Annotated in this window: 17 protein-coding genes; 9 read left to right on the forward strand and 8 right to left on the reverse strand. The window is 72.8% G+C overall.

What is annotated here, in order from left to right:
• Positions 1-51: 51 nt before the first annotated feature.
• Positions 52-846, reverse strand: a complete 795-nt coding sequence (ppk2, locus tag ACWGE1_RS09535) for a polyphosphate kinase 2 (protein ID WP_453419949.1) — start codon at positions 844-846, stop codon at positions 52-54.
• 185 nt (positions 847-1,031) lie between these two features.
• Between ppk2 and ACWGE1_RS09540 the strand changes: the two genes are divergently transcribed.
• Positions 1,032-2,720 carry a GAF domain-containing protein gene (locus tag ACWGE1_RS09540; protein ID WP_453419950.1) on the forward strand — a complete coding sequence of 563 codons (1,689 nt, stop codon included), beginning with the start codon at positions 1,032-1,034 and terminating at the stop codon, positions 2,718-2,720.
• A gap of 20 nt (positions 2,721-2,740) precedes the next feature.
• On the opposite strand, the gene ACWGE1_RS09545 is transcribed toward ACWGE1_RS09540, so the two are convergent.
• Both ACWGE1_RS09545 and ACWGE1_RS09550 read right to left on the reverse strand, forming a co-directional pair.
• Entirely contained in the window at positions 2,741-3,229 is a 489-nt protein-coding gene (locus tag ACWGE1_RS09545) for a pyridoxamine 5'-phosphate oxidase family protein (RefSeq protein WP_453419951.1), read from the reverse strand.
• A 128-nt stretch (positions 3,230-3,357) separates the two neighbouring features.
• Positions 3,358-3,684: an STAS domain-containing protein gene (locus tag ACWGE1_RS09550; RefSeq protein WP_453419952.1), complete on the reverse strand. Its 327-nt coding sequence runs from the start codon at positions 3,682-3,684 to the stop codon at positions 3,358-3,360.
• Positions 3,685-3,947: 263 nt separating this feature from the next.
• Between ACWGE1_RS09550 and ACWGE1_RS09555 the strand changes: the two genes are divergently transcribed.
• Positions 3,948-4,655, forward strand: a complete 708-nt coding sequence (locus ACWGE1_RS09555; RefSeq protein WP_453419953.1) for a response regulator — start codon at positions 3,948-3,950, stop codon at positions 4,653-4,655.
• A gap of 74 nt (positions 4,656-4,729) precedes the next feature.
• Here the strand turns inward: ACWGE1_RS09555 and ACWGE1_RS09560 are convergent, their stop codons facing one another.
• A complete protein-coding gene (locus ACWGE1_RS09560; protein WP_453419954.1) occupies positions 4,730-5,638 on the reverse strand; it encodes a universal stress protein in 909 nt (302 codons plus the stop codon).
• Between the two features lie 286 nt (positions 5,639-5,924).
• On the opposite strand from ACWGE1_RS09560, the gene ACWGE1_RS09565 reads away from it, so the two are divergent.
• Together ACWGE1_RS09565 and ACWGE1_RS09570 are read left to right on the forward strand one after the other, a co-directional pair.
• Positions 5,925-6,917 (forward strand): Acg family FMN-binding oxidoreductase, encoded by a 993-nt coding sequence (locus ACWGE1_RS09565; RefSeq protein WP_453419955.1) that lies wholly within the window; start codon positions 5,925-5,927, stop codon positions 6,915-6,917.
• A gap of 242 nt (positions 6,918-7,159) precedes the next feature.
• Positions 7,160-8,668, forward strand: a complete 1,509-nt coding sequence (locus tag ACWGE1_RS09570) for an SDR family NAD(P)-dependent oxidoreductase (protein ID WP_453419956.1) — start codon at positions 7,160-7,162, stop codon at positions 8,666-8,668.
• On the opposite strand, the gene ACWGE1_RS09575 is transcribed toward ACWGE1_RS09570, so the two are convergent.
• Positions 8,618-11,110 carry a SpoIIE family protein phosphatase gene (locus ACWGE1_RS09575; RefSeq protein ID WP_453419957.1) on the reverse strand — a complete coding sequence of 831 codons (2,493 nt, stop codon included), beginning with the start codon at positions 11,108-11,110 and terminating at the stop codon, positions 8,618-8,620. The genes ACWGE1_RS09570 and ACWGE1_RS09575 overlap by 51 nt on opposite strands.
• Before the next feature lie 446 nt (positions 11,111-11,556).
• Here ACWGE1_RS09575 and ACWGE1_RS09580 point away from each other — a divergent pair, with 446 nt between their 5' ends.
• Positions 11,557-12,000 (forward strand): hypothetical protein, encoded by a 444-nt coding sequence (locus ACWGE1_RS09580; protein ID WP_453419958.1) that lies wholly within the window; start codon positions 11,557-11,559, stop codon positions 11,998-12,000.
• Positions 11,997-15,407, forward strand: a complete 3,411-nt coding sequence (locus ACWGE1_RS09585; protein ID WP_453419959.1) for a CHAT domain-containing protein — start codon at positions 11,997-11,999, stop codon at positions 15,405-15,407. Before ACWGE1_RS09580 ends, ACWGE1_RS09585 begins: the two co-directional genes overlap by 4 nt.
• On the opposite strand, the gene ACWGE1_RS09590 is transcribed toward ACWGE1_RS09585, so the two are convergent.
• Together ACWGE1_RS09590 and ACWGE1_RS09595 are read right to left on the reverse strand one after the other, a co-directional pair.
• Positions 15,386-16,024: an ABC transporter permease gene (locus ACWGE1_RS09590; protein ID WP_453419960.1), complete on the reverse strand. Its 639-nt coding sequence runs from the start codon at positions 16,022-16,024 to the stop codon at positions 15,386-15,388. The genes ACWGE1_RS09585 and ACWGE1_RS09590 overlap by 22 nt on opposite strands.
• Before the next feature lie 204 nt (positions 16,025-16,228).
• The gene (locus ACWGE1_RS09595; RefSeq protein WP_453419961.1) at positions 16,229-16,504 is read right to left on the reverse strand and encodes a hypothetical protein; all 276 of its coding nucleotides are present in this window, start codon (positions 16,502-16,504) and stop codon (positions 16,229-16,231) included.
• A 107-nt stretch (positions 16,505-16,611) separates the two neighbouring features.
• Between ACWGE1_RS09595 and ACWGE1_RS09600 the strand changes: the two genes are divergently transcribed.
• Positions 16,612-16,986: a DUF2255 family protein gene (locus ACWGE1_RS09600; RefSeq protein ID WP_453419962.1), complete on the forward strand. Its 375-nt coding sequence runs from the start codon at positions 16,612-16,614 to the stop codon at positions 16,984-16,986.
• Here the strand turns inward: ACWGE1_RS09600 and ACWGE1_RS09605 are convergent.
• The gene (locus ACWGE1_RS09605) at positions 16,948-19,611 is read right to left on the reverse strand and encodes a helix-turn-helix transcriptional regulator (RefSeq protein ID WP_453419963.1); all 2,664 of its coding nucleotides are present in this window, start codon (positions 19,609-19,611) and stop codon (positions 16,948-16,950) included. The genes ACWGE1_RS09600 and ACWGE1_RS09605 overlap by 39 nt on opposite strands.
• A gap of 137 nt (positions 19,612-19,748) precedes the next feature.
• On the opposite strand from ACWGE1_RS09605, the gene ACWGE1_RS09610 reads away from it, so the two are divergent.
• Positions 19,749-21,038, forward strand: a complete 1,290-nt coding sequence (locus ACWGE1_RS09610) for an MFS transporter (RefSeq protein WP_453419964.1) — start codon at positions 19,749-19,751, stop codon at positions 21,036-21,038.
• Positions 21,039-21,040: 2 nt separating this feature from the next.
• Positions 21,041-22,378, forward strand: a complete 1,338-nt coding sequence (locus ACWGE1_RS09615) for a carotenoid oxygenase family protein (RefSeq protein ID WP_453419965.1) — start codon at positions 21,041-21,043, stop codon at positions 22,376-22,378.
• Positions 22,379-22,507 lie beyond the last annotated feature (129 nt).

The raw sequence follows: 22,507 nt of genomic DNA on the forward strand, positions 1-22,507 counted from the left end.
TCCGACGCTACCGGGTGGCACGTCGGCGCGCATGCGGAGCGACCGGCCGCATCAGGCCTTCCGGAACGTGGCCGCGTGGTCGGGTACGGCGTTCTGGAGGTCCTTGGGCGGGCGCACGTAACCGGTCGACGGGGGCCGGTGCGGCAGGGCGAGCGGGGGCAGGACCACGTCCTCGTAGGGCACCGAGGACAGCAGGTGGGCGATCATGTTGAGTCTCGCGCTGCGCTTGTCGTCGCTCTCGACCACATACCACGGGGAGTCCGCCGTGTCCGTGTGGACGAGCATCTCGTCCTTGGCCCGGGAGTACGCCTCCCAGCGCGTGAGGGATTCCAGGTCCATCGGGGAGAGCTTCCACCTCCGCAACGGGTCCTGTGTGCGGCGGCGGAAGCGTTCCTCCTGCACTGCGTCGCTGACGGAGAACCAGTACTTGCGGAGCAGGATCCCGTCCTCCACCAGCATGCGCTCGAAGACCGGACACTGGCGCAGGAAGCGCTGGTGCTCGGCGGGCGTGCAGAAGCCCATGACGTGCTCCACTCCGGCGCGGTTGTACCAGCTGCGGTCGAGGAGGACGATCTCTCCGGCGGCGGGCAGGTGCTCCACGTAGCGCTGGAAGTACCACTGGGTGCGCTCCCGTTCCGTCGGCTTCGGCAGGGCCGCGATGCGTGCCACGCGGGGGTTGAGGTGTTCGGCGACGCGTTTGATCGTCCCTCCCTTGCCCGCGGCGTCGCGGCCCTCGAAGACGACGACCAGTCGCGCGCCCTCCGCCCGCACCCATTCCTGGAGCTTGATCAGCTCCGTCTGGAGCCGCAGCAGTTCCTTCTCGTAGGCCGCCCTGCCGAGTCCCATGACCGTCTCCTCGCCGTCCCGTCGTGTCCGGTCGCTTCGATCAAGTCAGTCACGGCCGGCTTCCGCGCGCAACGACGTCCTGCGGGCACGGGCGTGTCGATACGCTGGCCGCGGATCGGACCGTCGGTCGGTGTACGGAGGGGAAACGCGTGGGTGTGGGGGATCCGTTGACGCAGGTGCCGAGGATGCGGCTGGACGAGCTGCTGGACGAACTCCAGGTACGCATCGACGCCGTGCGCGGCACCCGCGACCGGGTGCACAGCCTCCTGGAGGCCGTGGTGTCGGTGGGGCGGGAGCTGGATCTCGCGCAGGTTCTGCGGAGGATCGTGGAGGCGGCCGCGCTGCTCGTGGACGCCGAGTACGGGGCGCTGGGGGTGATCGGCCCCGACGGCCGTACGCTCGCCCAGTTCCTGACCGTCGGGCTCACCGATGAGGAGATCTCCGGCATCGGTCCGCTGCCGGCGGGCCACGGCCTGCTCGGGGAGGTCATCCACCACCCGGAGCCCCTGCGCCTGACCGATCTCGGCGCGCACTCCTCGTCCTACGGCTTTCCGGCCCATCACCCGCCCATGCGCACGTTCCTGGGCGTGCCGATCCGGGTCCGCGACGAGGTGTTCGGCAACCTCTACCTGACCGACAAGCGGGGCGGGGTCGACTTCGACACCGAGGACGAGGCCGTGATCTCCACCCTCTCGGTGGCGGCGGGCGTGGCGATCGACAATGCGCGGCTCTACGAGGACTCGCAGCGCCAGCAGCGATGGCTCAAGGCCAATGCCGAGATCACCGAGAGCCTGCTGTCCGGCAGTTCGCGCCCGGCGGTGCTGGAGCTCATCGCCCGCCGGGCCCAGGAGATCACCGCCGCCCGGCTCGCGGACATCTCCATGCCGGTGGCCGGCGTCGACGGCCTGGTCGTGGAGTTCGCGGCGGGCGCGGACCGGGCCGCCCGGCAGGGCCTCGTCGTCCCCTTCGCCGGCACGCTCTCCGGAGCCGCGCACCGGGCCGGCAGACCCGTCACGGCCGTGCTGACCGCGAAGGAAGAGCGTTACCCGGCCGAGGCCAGGATGCCGGGGCGCGGCGGGCTGGGGCCTGCCGTGGCCGTCCCGTTGGGCACGGCGGGCGGGGAGAGCCGGGGCGTCCTGCTGCTCGCACGCCCGGCGGGAGATCCGGTGTTCGGCGAGGGCGAGCTGGAGCCGCTCGTCGCCTTCGCGGGGCAGGCGGCGCTCGCCCTGGAGCTGGCGGAGCGGCGCCGGGACGCCGAGCAGATAGCCCTGCTGGAGGAGCGCGACCGGATCGCCCGCGACCTGCACGACCTGGCGATCCAGCGGCTCTTCGCCACCGGAATGACCCTGCAGAGCGCCGCCCGGCTGGTGGAGCACGAAGGAGCCGCCGAACGGGTGGGCCGGGCGGTCGACGACCTGGACGAAACCATCAAGATCATCCGATCGACGATCTTCGGGCTCCGCACCAGGGACCGCGAGAGCGAACCCGGTCTGCGCGCCCGCGCAGCCCGCGCCGTCGGCGACGCGGCCACCACCCTCGGCCATCCGCCGCGCCTGAGCATGGAGGGACTGCTCGACACGGACGTACCCGCGCAGATCGCCGACCACGTGATGGCCGCACTGGGCGAGCTCCTCAGCAACGCCGCTCGGCACGCACGAGCCACCCGTGTGGGTGTGAGCCTCAGGGCGGGGAGCGGCGAGATCGTGCTGACCGTCTCGGACAACGGCACGGGCATCGCGGCCCAGGGGCGCAGGAGCGGTCTGCGCAATCTCGACGAGCGGGCCCGAGGTGTCGGCGGGTCGTTCACCGTCGAGGCCCCCGAGGAGGGGGGCAGCCGGCTCGTGTGGCGGGCGCCGCTCCGCAGCGCCGGCTGAGGAGCGGGCCGCGGTCGGCTTCAGGCCGCCGGCGCGGACCTCGGCGGTACCGCCTCCAGCCGGAATCCGGTGACGAGGTCCGGGCGGATCCGCAGGGTGCCGGTCATCGGCTGGGCCACCCAGGGGCGCAACAGGTCCGCGTACCGCTCGGCGTCGTCGGCATCGGCCACCCGTCGCGCGTAGCCGGTGACGACGACGCTCCAGCCGAGGTGCGTGTTCGGATCGATGGCATCCGCTTCGTAGGCCACCACCACCCCGGGGACGTCGGCGGGTGCCGCCAGAGCGCCCAGGGCCCCGCCTTCGTCGGTCCGGATGATGATGTCCTCGCCGTCGACGAAATGGTTCACCGGCCGGACGGCGGGCAGCGCGTGCTGGGTGAAGACGATGCGTCCCAGGGACACCGTGGCGAGGAGTTCCAGGGCCTCGGCCCTGTCCAGTTCCCGCATGTGCCGGGCCGCCGTCGTGCCACCCGCCCGACCGGCCGGTCGCCGTATGCCTGCCTGATCCATGATGCGTACCTTCGTCCTGCCCCGCTCGGTCCTTGCCGCTTCCGATCTCCCACCCTCCCTCTCGGTCCACCGGTGGGGCCAGGGCCGAACGGTCCCCTTCCGGGCTCCGGATCCCGACGGCTCCGCGATCACGAGACGACGAAGCTCAGGTCGCGGTCGGCAGCGAGCACCCGCATGGACTTCACCACCAGGGGCGGCACGTCGCACAGGAGGAGGCGCGTGCCCGCCGCATGACAGTTCCGGTTGAGACGGGTGAGGAGGTCGATGCCCGTGCTGTCGCAGAAGGAGAGGCCGCACAGGTCCAGGACGATGTTCCGGTGGCCGGATCCGGCGAGTTCGCTCAGGCGCGGCCCCACTTGCCCGGCCGTGTAGAAGTCGAGCTCACCGGCCAGGGCGATTCTCAGACAGCGGTCGTCCCGGGCCACGGTCTTCAGGTCGATCAAGGTGGTCGTCATGGCGTCCTCCGCGCTGCGTGCGGCTCCGTGGAGTCGCGCCGTTCCCCGTGCACCCGCCAGTTCATCGGGGGCCGCGTGCACCCGGGAAGGCCCGGCAGGCCCTCCGGAAAGGGCCGAAGGTCCCTTTCCCGGAGCCCGGCCGGTACCTGGCGGGTGGCGCCGCCGCGCAGAGGGGGCCGATCGGCCCTGTCCGCCGGGCCGTACGGCAGGCAGGATGCCGGTGTTCGTGCGTCCGGGACGGACCGAGGAGAAGGAGTTGCGTCATGGCCGGCAGCGGTGCCCCCTCCCCCGCGACGGAGCCCATCAGCGTCTTCCTGCTCGACGACCACGAAGTCGTCCGCCGGGGGGTGCACGACCTGCTGGACGCCGAGCCCGACCTCACCGTGGTCGGTGAGGCGGGCACGGCGGAACAGGCACTGATCCGCATCCCCGCGCTGCGCCCCCGGGTCGCGGTCCTGGACGTACGGCTGCAGGACGGCGACGGGGTGAGCGTGTGCCGGGAGTTGCGCTCGCGGATGCCCGGGCTGGCCTGCCTGATGCTCACGTCGTTCGACGACGAGGAGGCGCTGCTGGACGCCGTGATGGCGGGTGCCTCCGGGTACGTGCTGAAGCAGATCAGCGGCACCGATCTGGTGACCGCGGTACGGACGGTGGCCGCCGGCCAGTCGATGCTCGACCCCGGGGCCACCACGCGGTTGATGGCCCGCATGCGCGGCGACGTGCCGAAGGAGGAGCGGGTCCCGGGACTTCCCGGCTTCACGGACCGGGAGAAGGAGATCCTCCTCATGGTCAGTGAGGGTCTCACCAACCGGGAGATCGGCGCGCGGCTGTACCTCGCGGAGAAGACCGTCAAAAACATCATCTCGCGGCTGTTCATCAAGCTCGGGGTGGAGCGGCGCGTCCAGGCCGCGGTGATCGCAAGTCACGCGCTGACCCCGCCCGGCCGCCGCCCGCTCCCGGCCGCGGAGTAGGGGCCGGGAGGGCCATCTGCCTGCAAGGCAGTCCCGTCAGGGGCGGACGACGACGCTGCGGTCGCGGTGGCCGGTCACGAGGCGGCGGCGTCGCCGGTACCGGTCCGGGGGAGGAGGAGGACGGGGCAGTGTGCGTGGTGCAGCACGCTGTGCGTGGCCCGGCCCAGGTTGCGGGCGAGTCCGAAGGGACTGGTGGGACGGCGGCCGCCCATGACGAGCAGGTCGGCGTCCCGGGAGGCCTCGACCAGGATGCCGGCGACGGAGATGCTCTTCTCGGCGTCGGCCCGCACTTCGAGATCGGGGAACTCCTCGCACACCGCGTCCGTGACGGCCTGCAGGGCGTCGGCGTGCGCACTTGCGATCTCGTCGACGCCGTCGAGCATGCTGACCACCTCGCCGACGGACTCCATCACGTTCCACACGTGCAGGAGCCGGAGGGATCCCTTGCGCAGTTCGGCCTCGCGCGCGGCGTACCGGGCGTGTCCGAGGTCGTGCTCGTCACGGACGGCCGCGAGGACGGCGCCGGTCTCCTGCGCCCCTTCGATGCCGCGGACGACGATGACGGGGGTCGTGGCGGCCGCCGCGACGTCCAGGCCGACCGAGCCGAGCAGGAGGGAGCCGAATCCGCCCAGGCCACGGTTGCCCACCACGATCGTGCCGTGCAGGGCGCCGGCCCGGTGGAGGCTGCGGACGGCGTCCGCCCGGCTGAACTCCGTGCTCACGCGCAGACCGGGGTACTCGTCCGTCACGGCCTTCGCGGTGTCCTCCAGGAGTCGGCGCCCGTCGGCACGGACCCGTTCGATGGTCTCCGCCGACAGGTAGAGGGTCCTGCCGTCGGTGTCGCTGCCGTGGACGATGTGCAGCGGGCGGTCGCGGCGTACGGCCTCCCCCGCTGCCCACAGGGCGGCAGCGCGGGCCGATTCCGAGCCGTCCACGCCCACGACGACGGAGCTTGTGTCCGGGGTGCGGAATGTACCTTCCACGATTCCTCCCGACCGAGATTCCGATGAGGGACACCCCTCAGGCTGGCACCGGAGACAGCCCCGGGGAGAGGGCCGCCCGGGACCGCGACCGGGGCCAAAGGTCCCCATCGCCCGCGCGTGGCCCGTTGCGTCCGGTCGTCATGGCCCGTCCGGCCCCCGGACGGGACCGTTCGGCCCTCGACCGACCCCGGGTACCGGCGGATGGTGGGGGCACGGCCCGGACCGAGGACACCCCCGTCCCCTCAAGCCGTGGCACACGGCTGAGGCCCCAGACAGGACCAGTTCCATGACCGCACCACACCTCACCCCCGAGATCGTCGCCCGGCTGGTGGGCGACGCCGTCACCGCCCCGTCCATGCACAACGCCCAGCCCTGGAGGTTCGTGTACCGCCCGGGTGACGACGTCATCGAGCTGCACGGCGATCCGGAACGCGCCATGACACGCACCGATCCGGACCACCGGGCCCTCCACCTCGGTTGCGCGGCGGCCCTGTTCAACCTGCGGGTGTCCGCGGTTCGGCACGGACTGCGGGCCCGCGTGCACTTGCTGCCCGACGACCTGCAGCCGTGGCTGCTGGCAACGGCTGCCGTCGGCGGACCCTCCGGCGAGGACCACGAGTTGGCAGCCCTGCACTCCGCGCTCCGGCGCCGGCACACCAACCGTTTCCCGTTCGATGACGAGCCCGTGCCGGACGCCCTCCTGGACGGCCTGCGGAGCGCCGCCCGGCTGGAGGGCTGCCGGCTGACCGTTCCGGGCGACTGGCACATGGAGACCGTGCTCGACCTGGTACGGGACGCAGAGCACCGGGAGGACGACGATCCGCTGGTCCGGGCCGAGACGTCCGCCTGGACCTCCCCCGCCCGGGCCGCGGCCGGTCCCCGTCCCGACGGGATCCCCGCCGCCGCGTTCGGCCCGCGCAGTGCCGCAGGCCCTTCTCCCGTACGGGACTTCGGCCGGGGCCGGCCCGTGGCGGGCCGCGGCTGGGCCGTGTTCGAGAAGCGACCGCAGCTCGCGCTGCTCGGCAGCCCGGCGGACACGCGGGTCGACTGGCTCCGGGCCGGCCAGGCGCTGGAGCGTGTCCTTCTCCAGGCCACGGCCGACGGCCTCGCGACCTCGATGACCTCCCAGCCCCTGGAGTGGCGGGAGTTGCGGTGGACGGTCCGCGATCCGGCCGAGGCCATGGGCCACGTCCAGATGGTCCTGCGCCTCGGTTACGGGCGACCGGCACCCGCCACACCCCGCCGCCCCGTCGCCGAGGTCCTGGAGGTCCGTGCGTAGCCGGGTGGACACCGGGCCCTGCCGGGCCGGAAAAAGGACACCCTCACTTTCTCGCCGACGGCCTATTCTGATCACCGCCGGCGGACGGATCGACGTGCGGCGCGTCCGGCGTGAGCGCGCCCTCCTCGCCCCACCGGTGCCCGGCCGCCCTCCATTCCGCATGGTCCGGTCCTCCACGTGCGATGCACGCGACCGGGCGGAGGGAGAGCGCCGCGAACGACCCATCACACGTGAGGCACCCCATGGACAGTGAGCACATACGGATCTGCCTGGACCTGCTGGACCGTGCACGGCAGCTGCCCGTGGACGATGCTCAGCGCCGCCTGCTGGAACAGGCTGCCGGCGGACTCGTCCGTGACGGCCGGCTGCGACGCCGTTCCGCGGGACGCGCGGAGCGGGCCGCCGCCGATGCGAAGCTGCTCGCCGCCACCACGATGGGCGCCGGCGACCGCGTGATGGACGCCCCTCTGTCCGCCCGCACCCCGCCCGTACGAGGACTGACGGTCCGCGAGTACGTGTCCCTCCGGCCCGGTTCGTCCGCGGCGCGACAGCTGCCGGACCGTACGCCGGACGGTGACGGGGGGTCACGCCTGCTGAACCGCCCCCAGCGCTGCTACGTCTGCAAGAACCACTACCGGCAGGTCCATGCCTTCTACCACCGGCTGTGCCCCGGTTGCGCCGACGAGAACCTGGCCCGCCGCACGGCCCGCACCGATCTCACCGGCCGGCGTGCGCTGCTGACCGGTGGACGCGTCAAGATCGGCCACCAGGTCGCGCTGATGCTCCTTCGGGACGGCGCCGAGCTCACCGTGACCAGCCGCTTCCCCGCGGACACGGTGCGCCGGTTCGCGGCCGCCCCCGGCGCCGCCGACTGGTGGCACCGGCTGCGGATCGCCGCCCTGGACCTGCGCGATCCCCGGCAGGTCCTCGCCTTCACCGACCACATGCTCTCCCGGGGGCTGCCCCTGGACGTGCTGATCAACAACGCGGCGCAAACCCTGCGCCGCTCTCCTCTGGCGTACACGGCGCTGTCCGCCGCGGAAGCCGCCCCGGCCCCCGCGTCGCTCGGCGCGCCACCGGTCTGGACCGCTCCGGGGTTCTCCGTACCCGGCCCGCGCACCACGCCCCCGCCGTGGACGGCGGAACTCGTCCCGGGGCTCGGGGCGCCCCTCGCCCTCACCGGCGCCGCGCACACGGCCGACGTCGCGGCGGCCGTTCCGCTGCCGCAGGAGGCCGTCGACGAGGCGGGCCTGCTGCCAGAGACCGCCGCGGACAACTCCTGGACGCTGCGTCTGGGGCAGATCGACCCGACGGAGCTGCTGGAGGTCCAGCTGGTCAACGCCGTCGCGCCCTTCCTGCTCGCCGACCGCCTGCTGCCCCTGCTCGATGCCTCCCCGCACCCCCACCGCTACCTCATCAACGTGTCGGCGGTCGAGGGCCGGTTCACCGTGCGCAGGAAGACCAGCGACCACCCGCACACCAACATGGCGAAGGCCGCCCTGAACATGCTCACCCGCACCAGTGCCGCCGATCTGGCCACCCGCGGCATCCACACCTGCAGTGTCGACACCGGCTGGGTGACCGACGAGAAGCCCCTGCCCGCCCGGGAGCGGCACGCCGCCACGGGCTGGCGCCCGCCGCTGGACATCGTCGACGGCGCCGCCCGCGTCTACCACCCCATCGTGGAGGGACAGGCCGGCTCACCCGTCCACGGCATCCTCCTCAAGGACTACCGGCAGGTCCCCTGGTGATCCCTCGGCCGCTGTGGCCAGGGGGAACTCCGTCCAGACGGTCTTGCCGTCCCGGGTGTAGCGGGTGCCCCACCGTTCGGTGAGCTGGGCCACCAGGAAGAGACCGCGCCCGCCCTCATCGGTGGTGCGCGCCCGCCGCAGGTGCGGGGCCGTGCTGCTGCTGTCGGAGACCTCGCAGATCAGGCTGCGGTCACGGATGAGCCGCAGGGTCAGCGGCGTGCCGCCGCCGTACCGGTAGGCGTTGGTGACCAGTTCGCTGACGACCAGTTCGGCGGTGAAGGCCATCTCCTCCAGGCCCCACCCGGTCAGGGTGGTCTCCGTCAGCTCCCGTGCCCGGGCGGCGGAGGCCGGCTCTGCGGGCAGTTCCCAGGAGGCGACCTGTTCCGGCGCCAGCACACGGGTGCGGGCGAGGAGCAGTGCGACGTCGTCGCGCGGGTGGTCGGGCAGCAGGGCGTCCTGTACCGCCTTGCAGGTCTCCTCCAGCGAGCGGCCGGGCAGGGACAGGGCTTCGCGCAGCCGGTCGAGTCCCTCGTCGAGGTCGTGGCCGCGGGCGACGACCAGGCCGTCCGTGTACAGCGCCAGCAGGCTTCCCTCGGCGAGTTCCAGTTCGACGGACTCGAACGGGAGTCCGCCCAGTCCCAGCGGCGGCCCCTCCGGAAGGTCGGGCAGGCTCACCGTGCCGTCGCAGGTCACCACGGCGGGGGGCAGGTGGCCCGCCCGGGCCAGGGTGCAGCGCCGGGAGGTCGGGTCGTAGACCGCGTAGAGGCACGTCGCGCCGACGATCTGCGGGCCCTGCGAGCGTCCGTCGGCAGGCTCCTGCTCATGTGCCAGGCGGTCGACCAGGTCGTCCAGGTGGGAGAGGACGTCGTCCGGGGCGTAGTCGAGGCTGGCCAGGGTGTGTACGGCCGTGCGCAGTCGGCCCATGGTGGCCGCGGCGTGCAGGCCGTGGCCGACGACGTCGCCGACGACGAGGGCGACGCGGGCTCCGGAGAGGGGGATGACGTCGAACCAGTCGCCGCCGACGCCGGTGGCGGGTTCGGCCGGCCGGTAACGGTGCGCGACCTCGACCGCGCTGTACTCGGGCACCTCCCGCGGCAGCAGACTGCGCTGCAGGGTCACCGCAGCCTGGTGCTGCTGGGTGTAGCGGCGGGCGTTGTCGATGCAGAGGGCGGCGCGCGCGGCGAATTCCTCGGCGAGCGTGAGGTCGTCCTCCTCGAACGGTTCGGGCCGCTCGGCCCGCCACAGGCTGAGCAGGCCGAGGAGCAGACCGCGGGCCGTCAGCGGTACGACGATCAGTGAGTGGGCGCCCAGGCCGAGGGCGCGCCGCGTGCGCTCCGGGTCCTGGAAGTACCAGGTGGGGCTGCTCGTGAGCACGGCTTCGAGGATGGGCTGCTGCTCCGCGAGGCATCTGGCCTGCGGGGTACGGGGGTCGAAGTGGAAGACCTCTCCGGCGGAGTACATCACCTGCAGTGCCTCGTCCACGACCGAGTGGACGGCCATCCTGCGGACCGGTCCGCTCACCCCCTCGGCGGTCTCCTCACCGCGGGCCACCGGCTCCAGCAGATCCACCGAGACGGCGTCGGCGAGGTCGGGGACGGCGACGTCGGCCAGTTCCCGGGTGGTCCGGCCGAGGTCCAGCGTGGTCCCGATGCGGGTGCTCGCCCGGTTGAGCAGGGCGAGCCGCCGCCGGGCCCGGTAGCGGTCGGTGACGTCCTCCACCAGTTGGGTGACTCCGAGGATCCCGGCGGAGGGGTCCTCCATCCGGAACGCCGAGACCGACACCACCCGCTCGTGGCCGGGGTCGCTCCTCAGGCGGCAGGGCTGCTCGGTGAAGATCAGCGGGGCGCCCGTCTCCAGCACCCGTCGCAGGCGGGTCTCGATGGTCTCCACGTCCGGGCCGATGAGGAACTCTCCGATGCCCCGGCCCCGGACCTCCACCGCGGGGAGCTGCGTGAACCGGGCCAGCGCCCGGTTGATCCGCAGGATGCTCAGGTCGGGGGCGTGGACGGACAGACCGATCGGGGAGCGCCGGAAGAGACCGTCCAGGACCGACCGGTCCGTCTCCCACTGGAGCACTTCCTCCGCCGGGGCGACGACGAGGAACCACTCGCGGGCCGAGCCTGCGCGGATGACGGCGCGGGCGCGGAAGCCCAGCTCCACCCGTCGCCCGCTGCGGTGCAGGACGGGCAGGACGCCGGACCAGCCCCGGTCGCGCTCGCACGCGGCCACCGCGTCCAGGACCGTCTCACGGTCGCGGTCGTCGACGAGGAATTCGGTCGCCGTCCGGCCCAGCACCTCCTCGGGCGGGTAGCCGAGGTGCTCCTGTGCGCGCTCGCTCCAGCCCACGACCCTGCCGTGGTGGTCCAGTACCGCCGAGGCCGAGTTGTTCAGCGCGAACGGGTCCTCGGGCCCCTCACCCAACCCCGGCGCCGGTGCGTGCATCGCTGCCACCCTTCGACCTGCCGAACGGAACGCCCAGCGGGTATCCCCGCACCGACTACCCAGGGTGATCGGAGAACCGATGGTTGAGCGGTCGGCCTACGTTCAGTATCCCTGCGCAGTTGTACGTCGCCCACTCCCCCGGGCCCGGCGAGTCCCACCCGCAGGGGCGCGGCGGGCCGGGGGCGCCCCCCGGGGGCTGCCGCGTGGCCGCTCCCGCCCCCGCCTCCGCCCCGCCGTCGGGCGGCGGTGGGCAGGTCTGCTCCTGCGCGCAGATCCGGGCCGGCGCACCACGCCCGTCCTCGCCGCTGCACGCGTGGCCGTCGCCGGGAGTGCGGGGGGGGGCGCGGACGCGCGCGGCACCCCGGTACCTGCCGAGCTTCGTACGCCCTGCGGCTTTCACCCCGAAACGGCTTGATATGAATGATGAGTCGTCAATAATGCTGCTCATGACCTCAGTTGAAGACCAGGCTCGGCGTCAGTGGTGGGACGGACCTGCCCCCGTACAGCAGAGCGGTCGCCGCAACCTCCCGGAGCTCCTCGGTGGACTGCTGGCCGCCTCGGCGCTCATCCCCTTCTTCCAGGCCATAGTGACCAAGGCGGGTGAGGAGACCTACGCGAAGATCCGGGCATTGCTCTCCCCCGCACAGCGCGCGCAGGCCGAGGACGGCCGACGCGACGAAGGCGTCGTCACGATCATCGACCCCGAGAGCCGGGTGATCGTGCACCTGCCCACTTCCATGGAACTGGGGGACCTTCAGGAGATCGGGAATCTGAAGCTGCGCTGGCCGTGGACCGGCTGGCTCGTCGTGACCCACGACGGAACCGGGTGGCGCATCTCGCACACCGACACACCGCCGGAGGACGGCATCACCCTGGCCGGCAGCGAGTGACGGGCCACGCGGCGAAGGACTTCCTGCACCGGCAGGTGCAGGCATATCTGGACACCCGCGAGCCGGAGTTCCTGCTCTCAGACCCGACGGTCATGGCGCGGTCGGACCTCCATGACGCTCTGCAGCGTCACTTCGCCGGGGGCGGGCAGCCGGACGAAGTGCTCGAAGAGCTGCAGGTGCTCGGCTGGGCGCTCTACTGCCTCGGCGAGCTGACCGGCGAGCACGCGACCCTCCAGGCAGCAGTGACGGTCCTGACCCCGGTCTACCGGAGCTCGCCGGCGAAGGTGCCCCCGGCCCTGCGGCGCGCGTGGGACGAAGCCTCGTCGGAAGATCCCCGGACGTCGCGCCGGCGCATGGTCCACCAGGTACTCCGGCGTGCGGCGGAAAGCCGGGACGACGAGTTGCTGGTCAGGAGCGTGGAGCTGCTCACCCGGTTCACCGACGAAGGCGACCCGGCGGAGCCGGGCCACGCGATGGAGGTGGCCGAACTCGCCGAAGCTCTCTGGCAGCTCCACCTCCTGACGAACGACGTGGACGCCCTGACCAAGTCCGTGCAGCGCTTCCGGCAGGCACTGGGCCAGGAATCCTTTGACACCGGCGGATATCCCGACGACGTGCGTGCGGCCGTGCTCGGCACCTTCTGCCAGGCGGCCGGAGCGCTCTACCTGCGCCTGGGCGACGTCGGTGCCCTGGAGGAGGCCATCGCCGCCGGCGAGCGCTGCATGGCCTGCGTGGCCGCCGACGACGAGTTCCTCGGGCGCTACCGGTCCGTTCTGGGAAACGCCTACCGGTCGCGCTTCATGCTCTCGGGGGCGGCGCCGGACGCCGCCAAGGCGATCGGCCACGGGCGCGCGGCGGTGCGCGTCACCCCGGCGGACGACCCCAACCTGGTGATCAGGAAGTCCAATCTGGGAAGTTCGCTGCTCGCCGCTCACAAACAGGACGGGGACCAGGACCTGCTGGACGAGGCGATCCGTCAGTGGCGCGAGGCGATCGAAGCCCTGCCCGCCGATGCCCCGAACCCGGGCATGGTGTACTCGAACCTCGGCAGTGCGCTCACCCACCGGTTCGGCGCGACCCCGGATCTGGCCGTCCTGGACGAGGCGATCGCCCTGCACCGCGAGGCGATATCCCGGACGGATCCGAACCACCTGGACCTCTCCCTGTACCTGAACAACCTCGGGGCCACTCTCATCTACCGATCGATGTTCCTCCGCGACGCCGGCGACGCGGGCAGGGCCGTGGAGGCCCACCGGCGCGCGGTGGCACTGATCCCGACGACCCACCCGGACTTCACGGAACGCCTGGGAGGGCTGCTCGCGGCACTCGACCAGTACGCGGACACCGAGGAAGGGCGGGAGGACCCCTCGGTGTCCGCCGCGCTCCACGACGTCCTCGTGCGCATGCGCGAGACCCTGGGGCGCAGCCCCGCGGACCACCCGGGACTCGCCCAGGGGTTGCAGCTCGCGGCGAGGGTCCTCGGCAGCGTCGGGGGCGACGTCGACGAAGTCCTCGACCTCAGCCGGGCGGCCCTGGCCGCGTCCCACCCCGATCATCCGGACCGTCCGGGCTACGAGTACACCGTCGGCCTCGCCCTGTGGACGAAGTACGAGGCGCGGCCGAAGACCGACCCCGAAGCGGACGAGGCGGCACGCACCGAGGCGCTGGAGCACCTGCGCGCGGCGTGGCGCGCACGAGCCGGCTTCCGCCCGCACTTCCTGGCCCAGCTCGGCGGCCGGCTGTGGCGGGCGTCCCGGGAGGCCGGGGATCCCGCGCTCATGCGGGAGAGCGAGCGGGTGCTGGAAGAAGTGCGGGCGACCCCCAGCGCTCCACCCGCGCTGCGCTACAGCGTCGCGACGGTTCTGGGCACCCACTACGCCGATGCCGCCGACTGGACGGCCGCCGACGCGGCCTTCGGCGAGGCCGTCAACACGCTGTCGCACACGGTCCCCCGGCGGCTTCGGCGCAAGGACCAGGAGCGGCTCCTGGCCGGTCTTCCCGGTGTCTGCTCCGACGCCGCCGCCTGCGCGTTGAACGCCGGAGCGCCCGAGCGCGCCTTCAACCTCCTGGAGCAGGGAAGATCCGTCCTCGCAGCCCAAGTCCTCGACACCCGGGGTGACATCGCCGAGGTCCGCCGCAGGTCACCGCGCCTCGCAGACCGGCTCGAAGCCGTCCGCAGAGCACTGGACGAGTCCTCCGAGCCGGACAACGAGGCACACACCGTCCGGCTCACGGCCCGGCTGGAGGACGTCACCGCGGAGATCCGGACCCTTGACGGCCTGGCCGACTTCCCCCGGCTCTCGGCCGCGGATCTCCGCGCCACGGCCGCCCGGGGGCCGGTGGTGACCGTGAACATCAGCCCCTACCGTTCGGACGCCTTCCTCTGCACCGCGTCGGGACTCGAGAGGGTCGTCCCGCTACCGCATGCGACAGGCGGTGAAGTCGAACGGCTCTACGCCGAGTTCGAGGCGGCGCTCGCTCTCGCGACACAGGACGCGTCCGGCGAGGACGCGCAGCGCGGGGAGCGGCTGATCGACGGAGTGCTGCGCCGACTGTGGGACGGTATCGCCGGACCGGTGCTGGACGCGGTGGCCGAACTCCAACCGGGTGCTCCCACAGAACCCCGACGCCTGTGGTGGTCGCCCACGGGATTGCTGAGCTTCCTTCCGCTGCACGCCGCCGGGTACCACGAGGAGCGGGGCACACCCGGTGCCCGCACGGTCCTGGACCGTGTGGTGTCGTCCTACACACCGACCATGAGAGGGCTGCGGGAGGCACAGCACCGTCTCTCCCGCGCCGGCACCTCGATGAAGGGCGCGGTCGTCGCACTCCCCGACACGGGCGTGCCGTGGGTCGGAACCCTCCCGGGAGTGGACAGGGAAGTCGAGATCCTCACCCACGGCTTCACCGGGGTGGACGTGTTACGAGGTGCGGACGCGACACCGGACAACGTGGTCGAGGCGCTCAAGAGCCACGGCTGGATGCACTTCGCGTGCCACGGGGTCAGCGACCCCGATGCCCCCTCCTCCGGGGCGCTCCTCCTGCACAGGGCTCAGCCGCTGGCCGTGACGGACATCGTGGCCCTCAGCATCGAAGGGGCAGGACTGGCCTTCCTGGCGGCCTGCAACACCGCTCGCGGCGGCAACGACCTGGCCGACGAGTCGATCCATCTGGCGTCGGCCTTCCTCCTGGCCGGATACCCGCAGGTCGTCGGAAGCCTCTGGCCCCTCGGCGACGCCGCGGCCCCCGTCGTCACCGCCTGTGCCTACCATCCGTCGGCCGGGGCCGCATCGGGACCGGATCTGCGCAGGGTCCCGTTCGGGGCGCACGAGGCGGCGCTGCGCCTGCGGGCCGCGTTCCCGGACCGACCGTCGATCTGGGCCGCTCACTTGCACGTGGGCGCCTGAGCGAGGGAGTGCAGGCGGGGGCGTTCGAGGACGGTGGCGAGGGCGTACGCGCCGCCTCCTGCCACGGCGAGGACCCAGTAGAGGCCCGGGGCGTCGAGCCAGAGCGACGCGGCGGAGGTCAGGGCGAGCCAGACTCCGAGGCCGTAGTGCAGCGCGTTGCGGCGCACGGCCCCTTCGGCGAGGTAGAGCAGACCGACGATGATCCCGGATCCGGCGGGCCACAGGACGGACTGGAGTTCCGGTGTGCCGAGGACGGATGTCAGGCCGGTGATGGCGAGGCCCAGCGCGGTGAAGGCGGTGATCCAGGCGACGCCGAGCATTTTGCCGGAGAGGACCACGGACGCACCGGCTCCGCGCTGGGCCCGCAGTGCGGCCGTGGTGGCCAGGACGATGCCGGTGACGAGCCCGGTCCCGAGGAGCGTCATGGGGAGCCAGCCGGGCAGGCCGAGCAGGGGGGTGTCGCCGTGGGAGGCCGCGGCCGCGCCGTGGCCCAGTACGTAGGCGAGGCCGAAGCCGGCGTAGGCCGCACGGTTGTCGACCTCGCCCGTCGGACGGGCCGGGGCGGTGCCCGCGTCGGCCGGCGTGCGGGTGGTGGTGGTCTTGTCGATGGTCTGCATGCGGTGTCCTGTCGGTTCTGGGGGCGGGTCGGGGGCGTCGGGTTCCCGGATCAGGTGGCGCAGGCTCGGTCGGTCGCGCCGCCGACCTGGCGGTTCGTACGTCCAGGGTTCATGGCGCACAGCCTCTTGCCGGTCGGTGTCCACATTCCATGCGGGGCGCGGGCGATGACTGTCCAGTCCTGTCCGCACCGGTCCACTCCCGGGTCAGTCCCACAGGGAGATCGCGAGGACCAGGGCGATGATCGGGATCAGCAGCCACGGCTCGGCCAGGACCAGGAGCCCGGTGAGGACGAGGGCGGAGTACGCCAGTGCCTTGGCGACGCGTCGCCGGGCCCTGCTCCTCTTCTTCGTGCCCTTGGTCTTCTGCGGGCCGCTGTCGTGCTCTGCCGCTGCCCGGGGCGCTTCAAGGACGCCGGTGTCGATCGTGGTCGTGGTCGTGGTCGCGGTGGCCGTCGTGCGGTTCATGTCGGTGTTCGTCATGGCACTCAGCCTCGTCGCGGGAGCGCCGCCCTCGCGTCGGTGAAGCCCGCCTATCTAGGTGATGACCACCGACGCGTACGCAGTGCCGGCACGGTGAAGGTGGGTCCATGAACACGGCCATGGACCATACGGAGATCGTTTTGTGGGTACGGCACGGAGACGGCCGGTGGTCGGCCAGGACCGTCTGGGTGGTGGTGCTCGACGGGGAGGCGTACCTCCGCTCGGCCTTCGGGCGGCGCAGTGCCTGGTACCGGCGGGTCCTGCGGCACGCGGACACACAGGTGGAGGCGGCCGGGGTCAGGGTGGCCGTCACCCTGCGGCCGGTGGAGGACCTCGGGCTCGTCCGGCGCGTCTCCGGCGCCTACCGGGCCAAGTACGGGCTGAACTGGCCCGGCCCCGTCGAGTCGATGAACGGACACGAGGCCGCGGCCACCACCATGCGGCTAACGGATGCCGGGCAGGTCACGCAGTTGCCGGCGTGAAGTGAGCCCGAGCTTGCGGAAGATGTTGCGCAGGTGCGCGTCGACCGTCCGCGGGCTGAGGAACAGCTTCGCCGCCACCTCCTTGGAGGTGGCGCCGTCGGCGACCAGGCGTGCGATGTGCACCTCCTGCATCGTCAGCTGGTCCGACGCCGTCGACGTGCGGCTGCGGGCCTGTTCGCCCGTGGCGCGCAACTCGTCGGCGGCGCGCTCGGCGAACGCCTCCAGACCGAGGTCGGACAGCGCCTCGTGCGCCGACCGCAGCGCGGACCGGGCGTCGCGCCGCCGGCCCTGGCGGCGCAGCCACTCGCCGTACAGCAGGTGCGCCCGGGCGCGGTAGACCACCAGTGCGCTGTCGTCGAGCAGGTCGACGGCCTCCCGGTAGGCGGCCTCGTCCGCGGTCACCAGGGCCCGCGCGCAGGCCTCGACGCCGAGACCCCATGCCTGTCCGCCCGCCTGCGTGCGCTCCTTGAGGGTCGCGAGGGCCGCGGCGGCGACCTCGGTCTCGCCGCACCGCACGGCCGCCTCGACCAGCTCGGGCAGGGCGAGGCCCGCAGTACCGACGGCGCCGTACTCGACCGCCTGCTTCGCCGCCCTCAGCGCGGCCGGGTAGTCGGCCAGGCCGTTGCTGAGCACGGCCGTCGCCCACGCCACGCTGAGGCTCATCCGGTGGTCCAGCGACGCGAACAGTTCGACGGCGCCCCGGCGCCGTCCGCGCATCGCGGCCAGGTGGAGGCGCGGGTAGACCAGCGGTGCCGCGCCCGTGGCGTCGGCGATCGCCTCCTCCTCGGAGATCAGCTCCATCGCGGCTCCGAAGTCGCCCCGGTGCACGGACGCGGTGGCCTGCATGGCCAGTCCGATGGGCAGCGCGTGGAAGGAGCCCGACTCGCGGCCGGCCGCGACGGCACGGGTGGCGATGGCGTACATGGCGTCGAAGTTCCACAGCTCGGTGGCCACCATGAAGCCCAGTGACGGCCGCCGGGTCCACACCTCGGCGTCGGCGTCTGCGACGACCGGGCCGAGAATCTCCCCCGCTGCCCGGTGCCCTTCGCCGACCAGGCTGATCAGGCCTCTCAGGACGACCGCCGCGCCGGAATCCGGCCCGCCCGACGGCGGGTTCTTCCTGATGGCCTCCACCACCTGGTCGAGGCCGCCGAGCAGCAGGCCCATCTCGACGGCGTCCAGACAGCACTCCCGTGACCAGGCCGGGTCGGTGGCGGCCAGCCGGGCCGCGGCGCGCAGGAGGTGCGCCGTGGGGCCCTCGTCCCCCCGGCGGCGGACGAACGACAGCCTGCCGCGGAGCAGATCGGCCCGGGCGGCCTGGCCCGGATCGTCGGTCGGGACGGTGGTGAGAAGCTCGGCCGCCGTGTCGAAGTCGCCGACCGAGAGCTTGGCCTGGACCGCGGCGAGGACCCGCTCGGCGCGGCGGACCGGGCTGGTGGTGAGCGCGGCCGAGCGTTCGAGGAAGGCGGCCGCCGCCGCGACACCGCCCCGTTCCTGGGCGCGGGTGGCGGAGTCCTCGAGTGCGGCGGCCACCTCCTCGTCCGGGCCGGCACTGGCCTGGGCGCGGTGCCAGGCCCGCCGGTCGGGGTCGGTGACCGGGTCGGTCGCCGCGGCGAGGGCCTCGTGCGCCCTGCGCCGCTCCTCGGGCGACGCGGCCCGGTAGGCGGCCGAGCGGGCGAGGGGGTGACTGAATCGGATCCGATTGCCGAAGTCGACCAGCGGGACGGACTCCGCGGCGGCAGCGGCGTCGATGCCGAGGAGTTCGGCCGCACTCCACAGCAGCCCGGGGTCGCCGATCGGGTCGGCGGCGGCGACGGTCACCAACAGCCGGGCCGCCGGCGCCAGGAGATCGAGCCGGGAGCGGAAGCTCTGCTCGATCACGCCGGGTACCGAGTCGGGCTGGGCGAATCCGCCCGCCATCCCGGCGAGTCCGGCGGTCCTGGGAAGCTCCACCAGTGCGAGGGGGTTGCCGCGCGCCTCGGCCAGGATGCGGTCGCGCACCCGCTCGTCCAAGGGGGCGCGGACCGCCGCGGCCAGCAGCGCGCGGGCATCCGACTCGCCGAGCCCCTGCAGGAGATGGGAGGGCAGCTCGTCCAGCTCGGGCAGGTGGCCCGGCTCGCGCGCCGCGAACACGAGGGCGATCGGCTCGGCCGAGATCCGGCGGGCCAGGAAGGCCAGCGCCTTGGCCGACGCCCGGTCCAGCCACTGTGCGTCGTCGACGACGCACAGGAGCGGGCGTTCGCCCACGTTCTCCGCAAGGAGGCCCAGCGAGGCGACGCCGACCAGGAACGGATCGGGTGTGCCGGTGTCGAGGCCGAAGGCGATCTCCAGCGCCTTGCGGTGCGGCGCGGGCAGCGTCGTCAGCCGGCCGGTGACGGGCGCGAGCAACTGGTGCAGCGCGGCGAACGGCAGCTCCATCTCGAACTCCGCGCCGGACGCCCGCATGACGAGGAATCCGGTCGCGGCCCCGTCCAGATGCCGCAGCAGCGCGCTCTTGCCCATGCCGGGCTCACCGCGCAGGACCAGGGCGCCGCCCCGGCCCTCGCGTGCCGCTCCGAGCAGGGCGTCGAGCCTGCGTATGTCGTCCTGACGGCCGATCAGCACATCCGTGTTCGTCCCGGGCATGATCGACAACCTATGCGCTCGTACGCCTGAGGGGAATCCGTGAAGACCCCCGGCTGCCCGATCAACCTAGGCGATGACCACCGACTAGGTGATGACCACCGACGCGAGCGGCGGGCGCCCGCTGCGAGGGTCGAGCCATGAACCGCACCGCACCGCAACGGACCACCACCGGCTGGATACCGCTGGCGGTCCTGGCCACGGCCCAGTTCCTGGTCGTACTGAGCGCCTCGATCGTGAACGTCGCCCTGCCCGGGATCCGGGCCGGGCTCGATCTGTCGGACACCGGCCAGGCATGGACGGTCAACGCCTACGTACTGGTCTTCGGCGCGCTGCTGCTGCCGGGCGGGCGCGCCGGTGACGTCCACGGTCTTCGCCGCGTGTTCCTGCTCGGCACCGGCCTGTTCGCCCTCGCCTCCCTGGGAGCGGCACTGGCTCCCACGGCGGCCGTGCTGATCGCCTGCAGGGCGGTGCAGGGAATCGGCGCCGCACTGCTGGCGCCCACGGCGCTGGCCCTCGTACTGACGCTGTATCCCGACGGCCGGCGGCGCGGCACCGCGCTCGGCGTGTGGGGCGCCGTCTCCGGTGCCGGCGGGGCGGCCGGTGTGCTGCTGAGCGGTCTGCTCACCGACCAGTACGGCTGGCGTGCGGTGTTCGTCGTGATGGTGCCCCTCGCCGTGGCCGTCCTGGTGGCCACCCGGCTGCTGGTCGGGGCCGACCGGCCGCGCGGCGGAAGCCTGGACGCGCCGGGCGCGGTGACGGTGACGGCGGGGCTGGTCGCGCTCACCTACGGCCTGTCGGGGCCCTGGGTGCTCGCCGTGATCGGGCTGGCGCTGCTCGCCCTGTTCGCGGTGCTCCAGCGCCGCGCCGCCGACCCCCTGCTGCCGGCGCGGATGAGCGTGGTGGCGGTGCCCGGCCTGCTGATGGCCCTGCTGGGCGCGGTCTGGCTCGGCCTGTTCTACTTCCTGCCCCTCTATCAGCAGCGCACCCTCGGCTACACGCCGCTGGAGGCCGGGCTGACCCAGCTCCCGCTCGCCCTCATGATCACCCTCTCGTCGTGGGCCACCGGCAGGCTCTCCGGCCGCCACGTGCTCCCGGCGGGTCTGCTGGTCCTCGCGGCGGGACTGGCCTGGCTGTCCCGGACACCGGCCGACGGCACCTTCGCCGTGGACCTGCTCGGCCCGACGCTCCTCATCGGCACCGGGCTGGGGGTGGCGTTCGTCCGGCTCACCGCGATGTCCTCCACGGGCGTCCCGGCCGCCGACAACGGCCTGGCCGGCGGGCTGGTCAACGCCACCCGGCAGATCGGCGGCGCCATCGGCCTGTCCTTCCTGACCCTGCTCCCCTCCTTCGGCGCGTCCTTCCTGGCCTGCGCCGCCCTGACCCTCCTCATCTCGGCCCTCTCGACCCTGCCGACGCGAAAGGCATGACCATGACCCTCGAAAAGCCCTACATCAGCGGACACTTCGCCCCCGTCACCGACGAGATCACCGGCCGCGAGCTGAAGGTGCGCGGCACCCTCCCGCCGGAGCTGAACGGCCGCTACTTCCGCAACGGCCACAACCCCAAGCCGGGCATCACCCCCACCCACTGGTTCCGCGGCGAGGGCATGATCCACGGCGTCCGTCTCTCGGGCGGGCGGGCCGAGTGGTACCGCAACCGCTGGGTGCGCACCCCCTTCCTGGACGGCGTGCCGTTCACCGGGACCGAGCTCGAGGTCAGCGCCGCCGCCACCAACATCATCTTCCACGGGGGCCGCTACCTGGCCCTGCAGGAGGCCAACCTGCCCTGGGAGGTCAGCGCCGACCTCGAGACGATCGGCGTCCACGACTTCGGCGGCAGGCTGACCGGTGCGATGACCGCCCACCCCAAGGAGGACCCTGTTACCGGCGAGCTGCACTTCTTCGGCTACGGCCCCTTCCCGCCGTACCTGACCTACTACGTGGCCGACGCCTCGGGCGCCATCGTCAGGTCGCAGATCGTCGAGGGTTCCGGCCCCTCCCTCATGCACGACTTCGCCATCACCCGCGAACACGTCGTCTTCATCAACTCGCCGGTGGTCTTCGACCACGCCGAGCACTCCGGCATCCCCTACCGCTGGCACGACGACGTGCCACTGCGCATCGGTGTGATGCCGCGGGCCGGGGGCCGGGCCACCTGGTTCGAGGTGGCCGACCAGGCGGCGCTGCTGCACGTGGCCAACGCCTACACGGACGCGCAGGGCCGGATCGTCCTCGAAGCACCGCGCTTCGACCGTTCCGCGTGGGAGACCTCGTGGAAGTGGTGGGTCGGCGCTCCCGGTTACGGCACCAGCCCCGACGCCGGCTCGACCCTCCACCGGTGGATCATCGACCCGGCCACGGGCAAGGTCACCACCGAGTCCCTGAACGACCTGGCCACCGAGTTCCCGTCGATCAACGACGCCCACACCGGTTCGGACTACCGCTACAGCTATGCCATCGGCTTCCCCGGCGCGGGCCTGTCGGGCTACCACACCGTCAAGTTCGACACGAGGACCGGCCGGGAGACGCTGCTCGCCCACGGCGAGGGCCGGATGCCCGGTGAAGCCGTCTTCGCACCCGCCGAGGGCGGGACCGCCGAGGACGACGGCTACCTGCTCACCATCGTCAGCGACCTCAGGGCCGACGCCTCGGAGCTGCTCGTCCTGGACGCGAGCGACCTGAGCACCGTGGCCGCCGTCGAGCTGCCCCGCAGGGTTCCCGCCGGCATCCACGGCCACTGGATCCCCGACTCCGAACCGTCCGCCTGACCCGCCCCCGGCCCCCTGACCCACCCCGAGCCGCCCCGGGCCCCCCCCCCCACCCCCCCCCGGGCGCCCCCGCCCCCCCCCCCGGGAACCCCAAGAACAAACCCCCCCCCCAACGCCCCGCCCCCCCCC

This window comes from Streptomyces sp. NPDC054932 (assembly GCF_053610205.1).

What these genes read in the sequence shown, in the direction of transcription:
- ppk2 (WP_453419949.1), bottom strand. Translation starts at nt 846, where the DNA reads ATGGGACTCGGCAGGGCGGCCTACGAGAAGGAACTGCTGCGGCTCCAG.
- ACWGE1_RS09540 (WP_453419950.1), top strand. Translation starts at nt 1,032, where the DNA reads ATGCGGCTGGACGAGCTGCTGGACGAACTCCAGGTACGCATCGACGCC.
- ACWGE1_RS09545 (WP_453419951.1), bottom strand. Translation starts at nt 3,229, where the DNA reads ATGGATCAGGCAGGCATACGGCGACCGGCCGGTCGGGCGGGTGGCACG.
- ACWGE1_RS09550 (WP_453419952.1), bottom strand. Translation starts at nt 3,684, where the DNA reads ATGACGACCACCTTGATCGACCTGAAGACCGTGGCCCGGGACGACCGC.
- ACWGE1_RS09555 (WP_453419953.1), top strand. Translation starts at nt 3,948, where the DNA reads ATGGCCGGCAGCGGTGCCCCCTCCCCCGCGACGGAGCCCATCAGCGTC.
- ACWGE1_RS09565 (WP_453419955.1), top strand. Translation starts at nt 5,925, where the DNA reads ATGACCGCACCACACCTCACCCCCGAGATCGTCGCCCGGCTGGTGGGC.
- ACWGE1_RS09570 (WP_453419956.1), top strand. Translation starts at nt 7,160, where the DNA reads ATGGACAGTGAGCACATACGGATCTGCCTGGACCTGCTGGACCGTGCA.
- ACWGE1_RS09575 (WP_453419957.1), bottom strand. Translation starts at nt 11,110, where the DNA reads ATGCACGCACCGGCGCCGGGGTTGGGTGAGGGGCCCGAGGACCCGTTC.
- ACWGE1_RS09580 (WP_453419958.1), top strand. Translation starts at nt 11,557, where the DNA reads ATGACCTCAGTTGAAGACCAGGCTCGGCGTCAGTGGTGGGACGGACCT.
- ACWGE1_RS09590 (WP_453419960.1), bottom strand. Translation starts at nt 16,024, where the DNA reads ATGCAGACCATCGACAAGACCACCACCACCCGCACGCCGGCCGACGCG.
- ACWGE1_RS09595 (WP_453419961.1), bottom strand. Translation starts at nt 16,504, where the DNA reads ATGACGAACACCGACATGAACCGCACGACGGCCACCGCGACCACGACC.
- ACWGE1_RS09600 (WP_453419962.1), top strand. Translation starts at nt 16,612, where the DNA reads ATGAACACGGCCATGGACCATACGGAGATCGTTTTGTGGGTACGGCAC.
- ACWGE1_RS09605 (WP_453419963.1), bottom strand. Translation starts at nt 19,611, where the DNA reads ATGCCCGGGACGAACACGGATGTGCTGATCGGCCGTCAGGACGACATA.
- ACWGE1_RS09610 (WP_453419964.1), top strand. Translation starts at nt 19,749, where the DNA reads ATGAACCGCACCGCACCGCAACGGACCACCACCGGCTGGATACCGCTG.
- ACWGE1_RS09615 (WP_453419965.1), top strand. Translation starts at nt 21,041, where the DNA reads ATGACCCTCGAAAAGCCCTACATCAGCGGACACTTCGCCCCCGTCACC.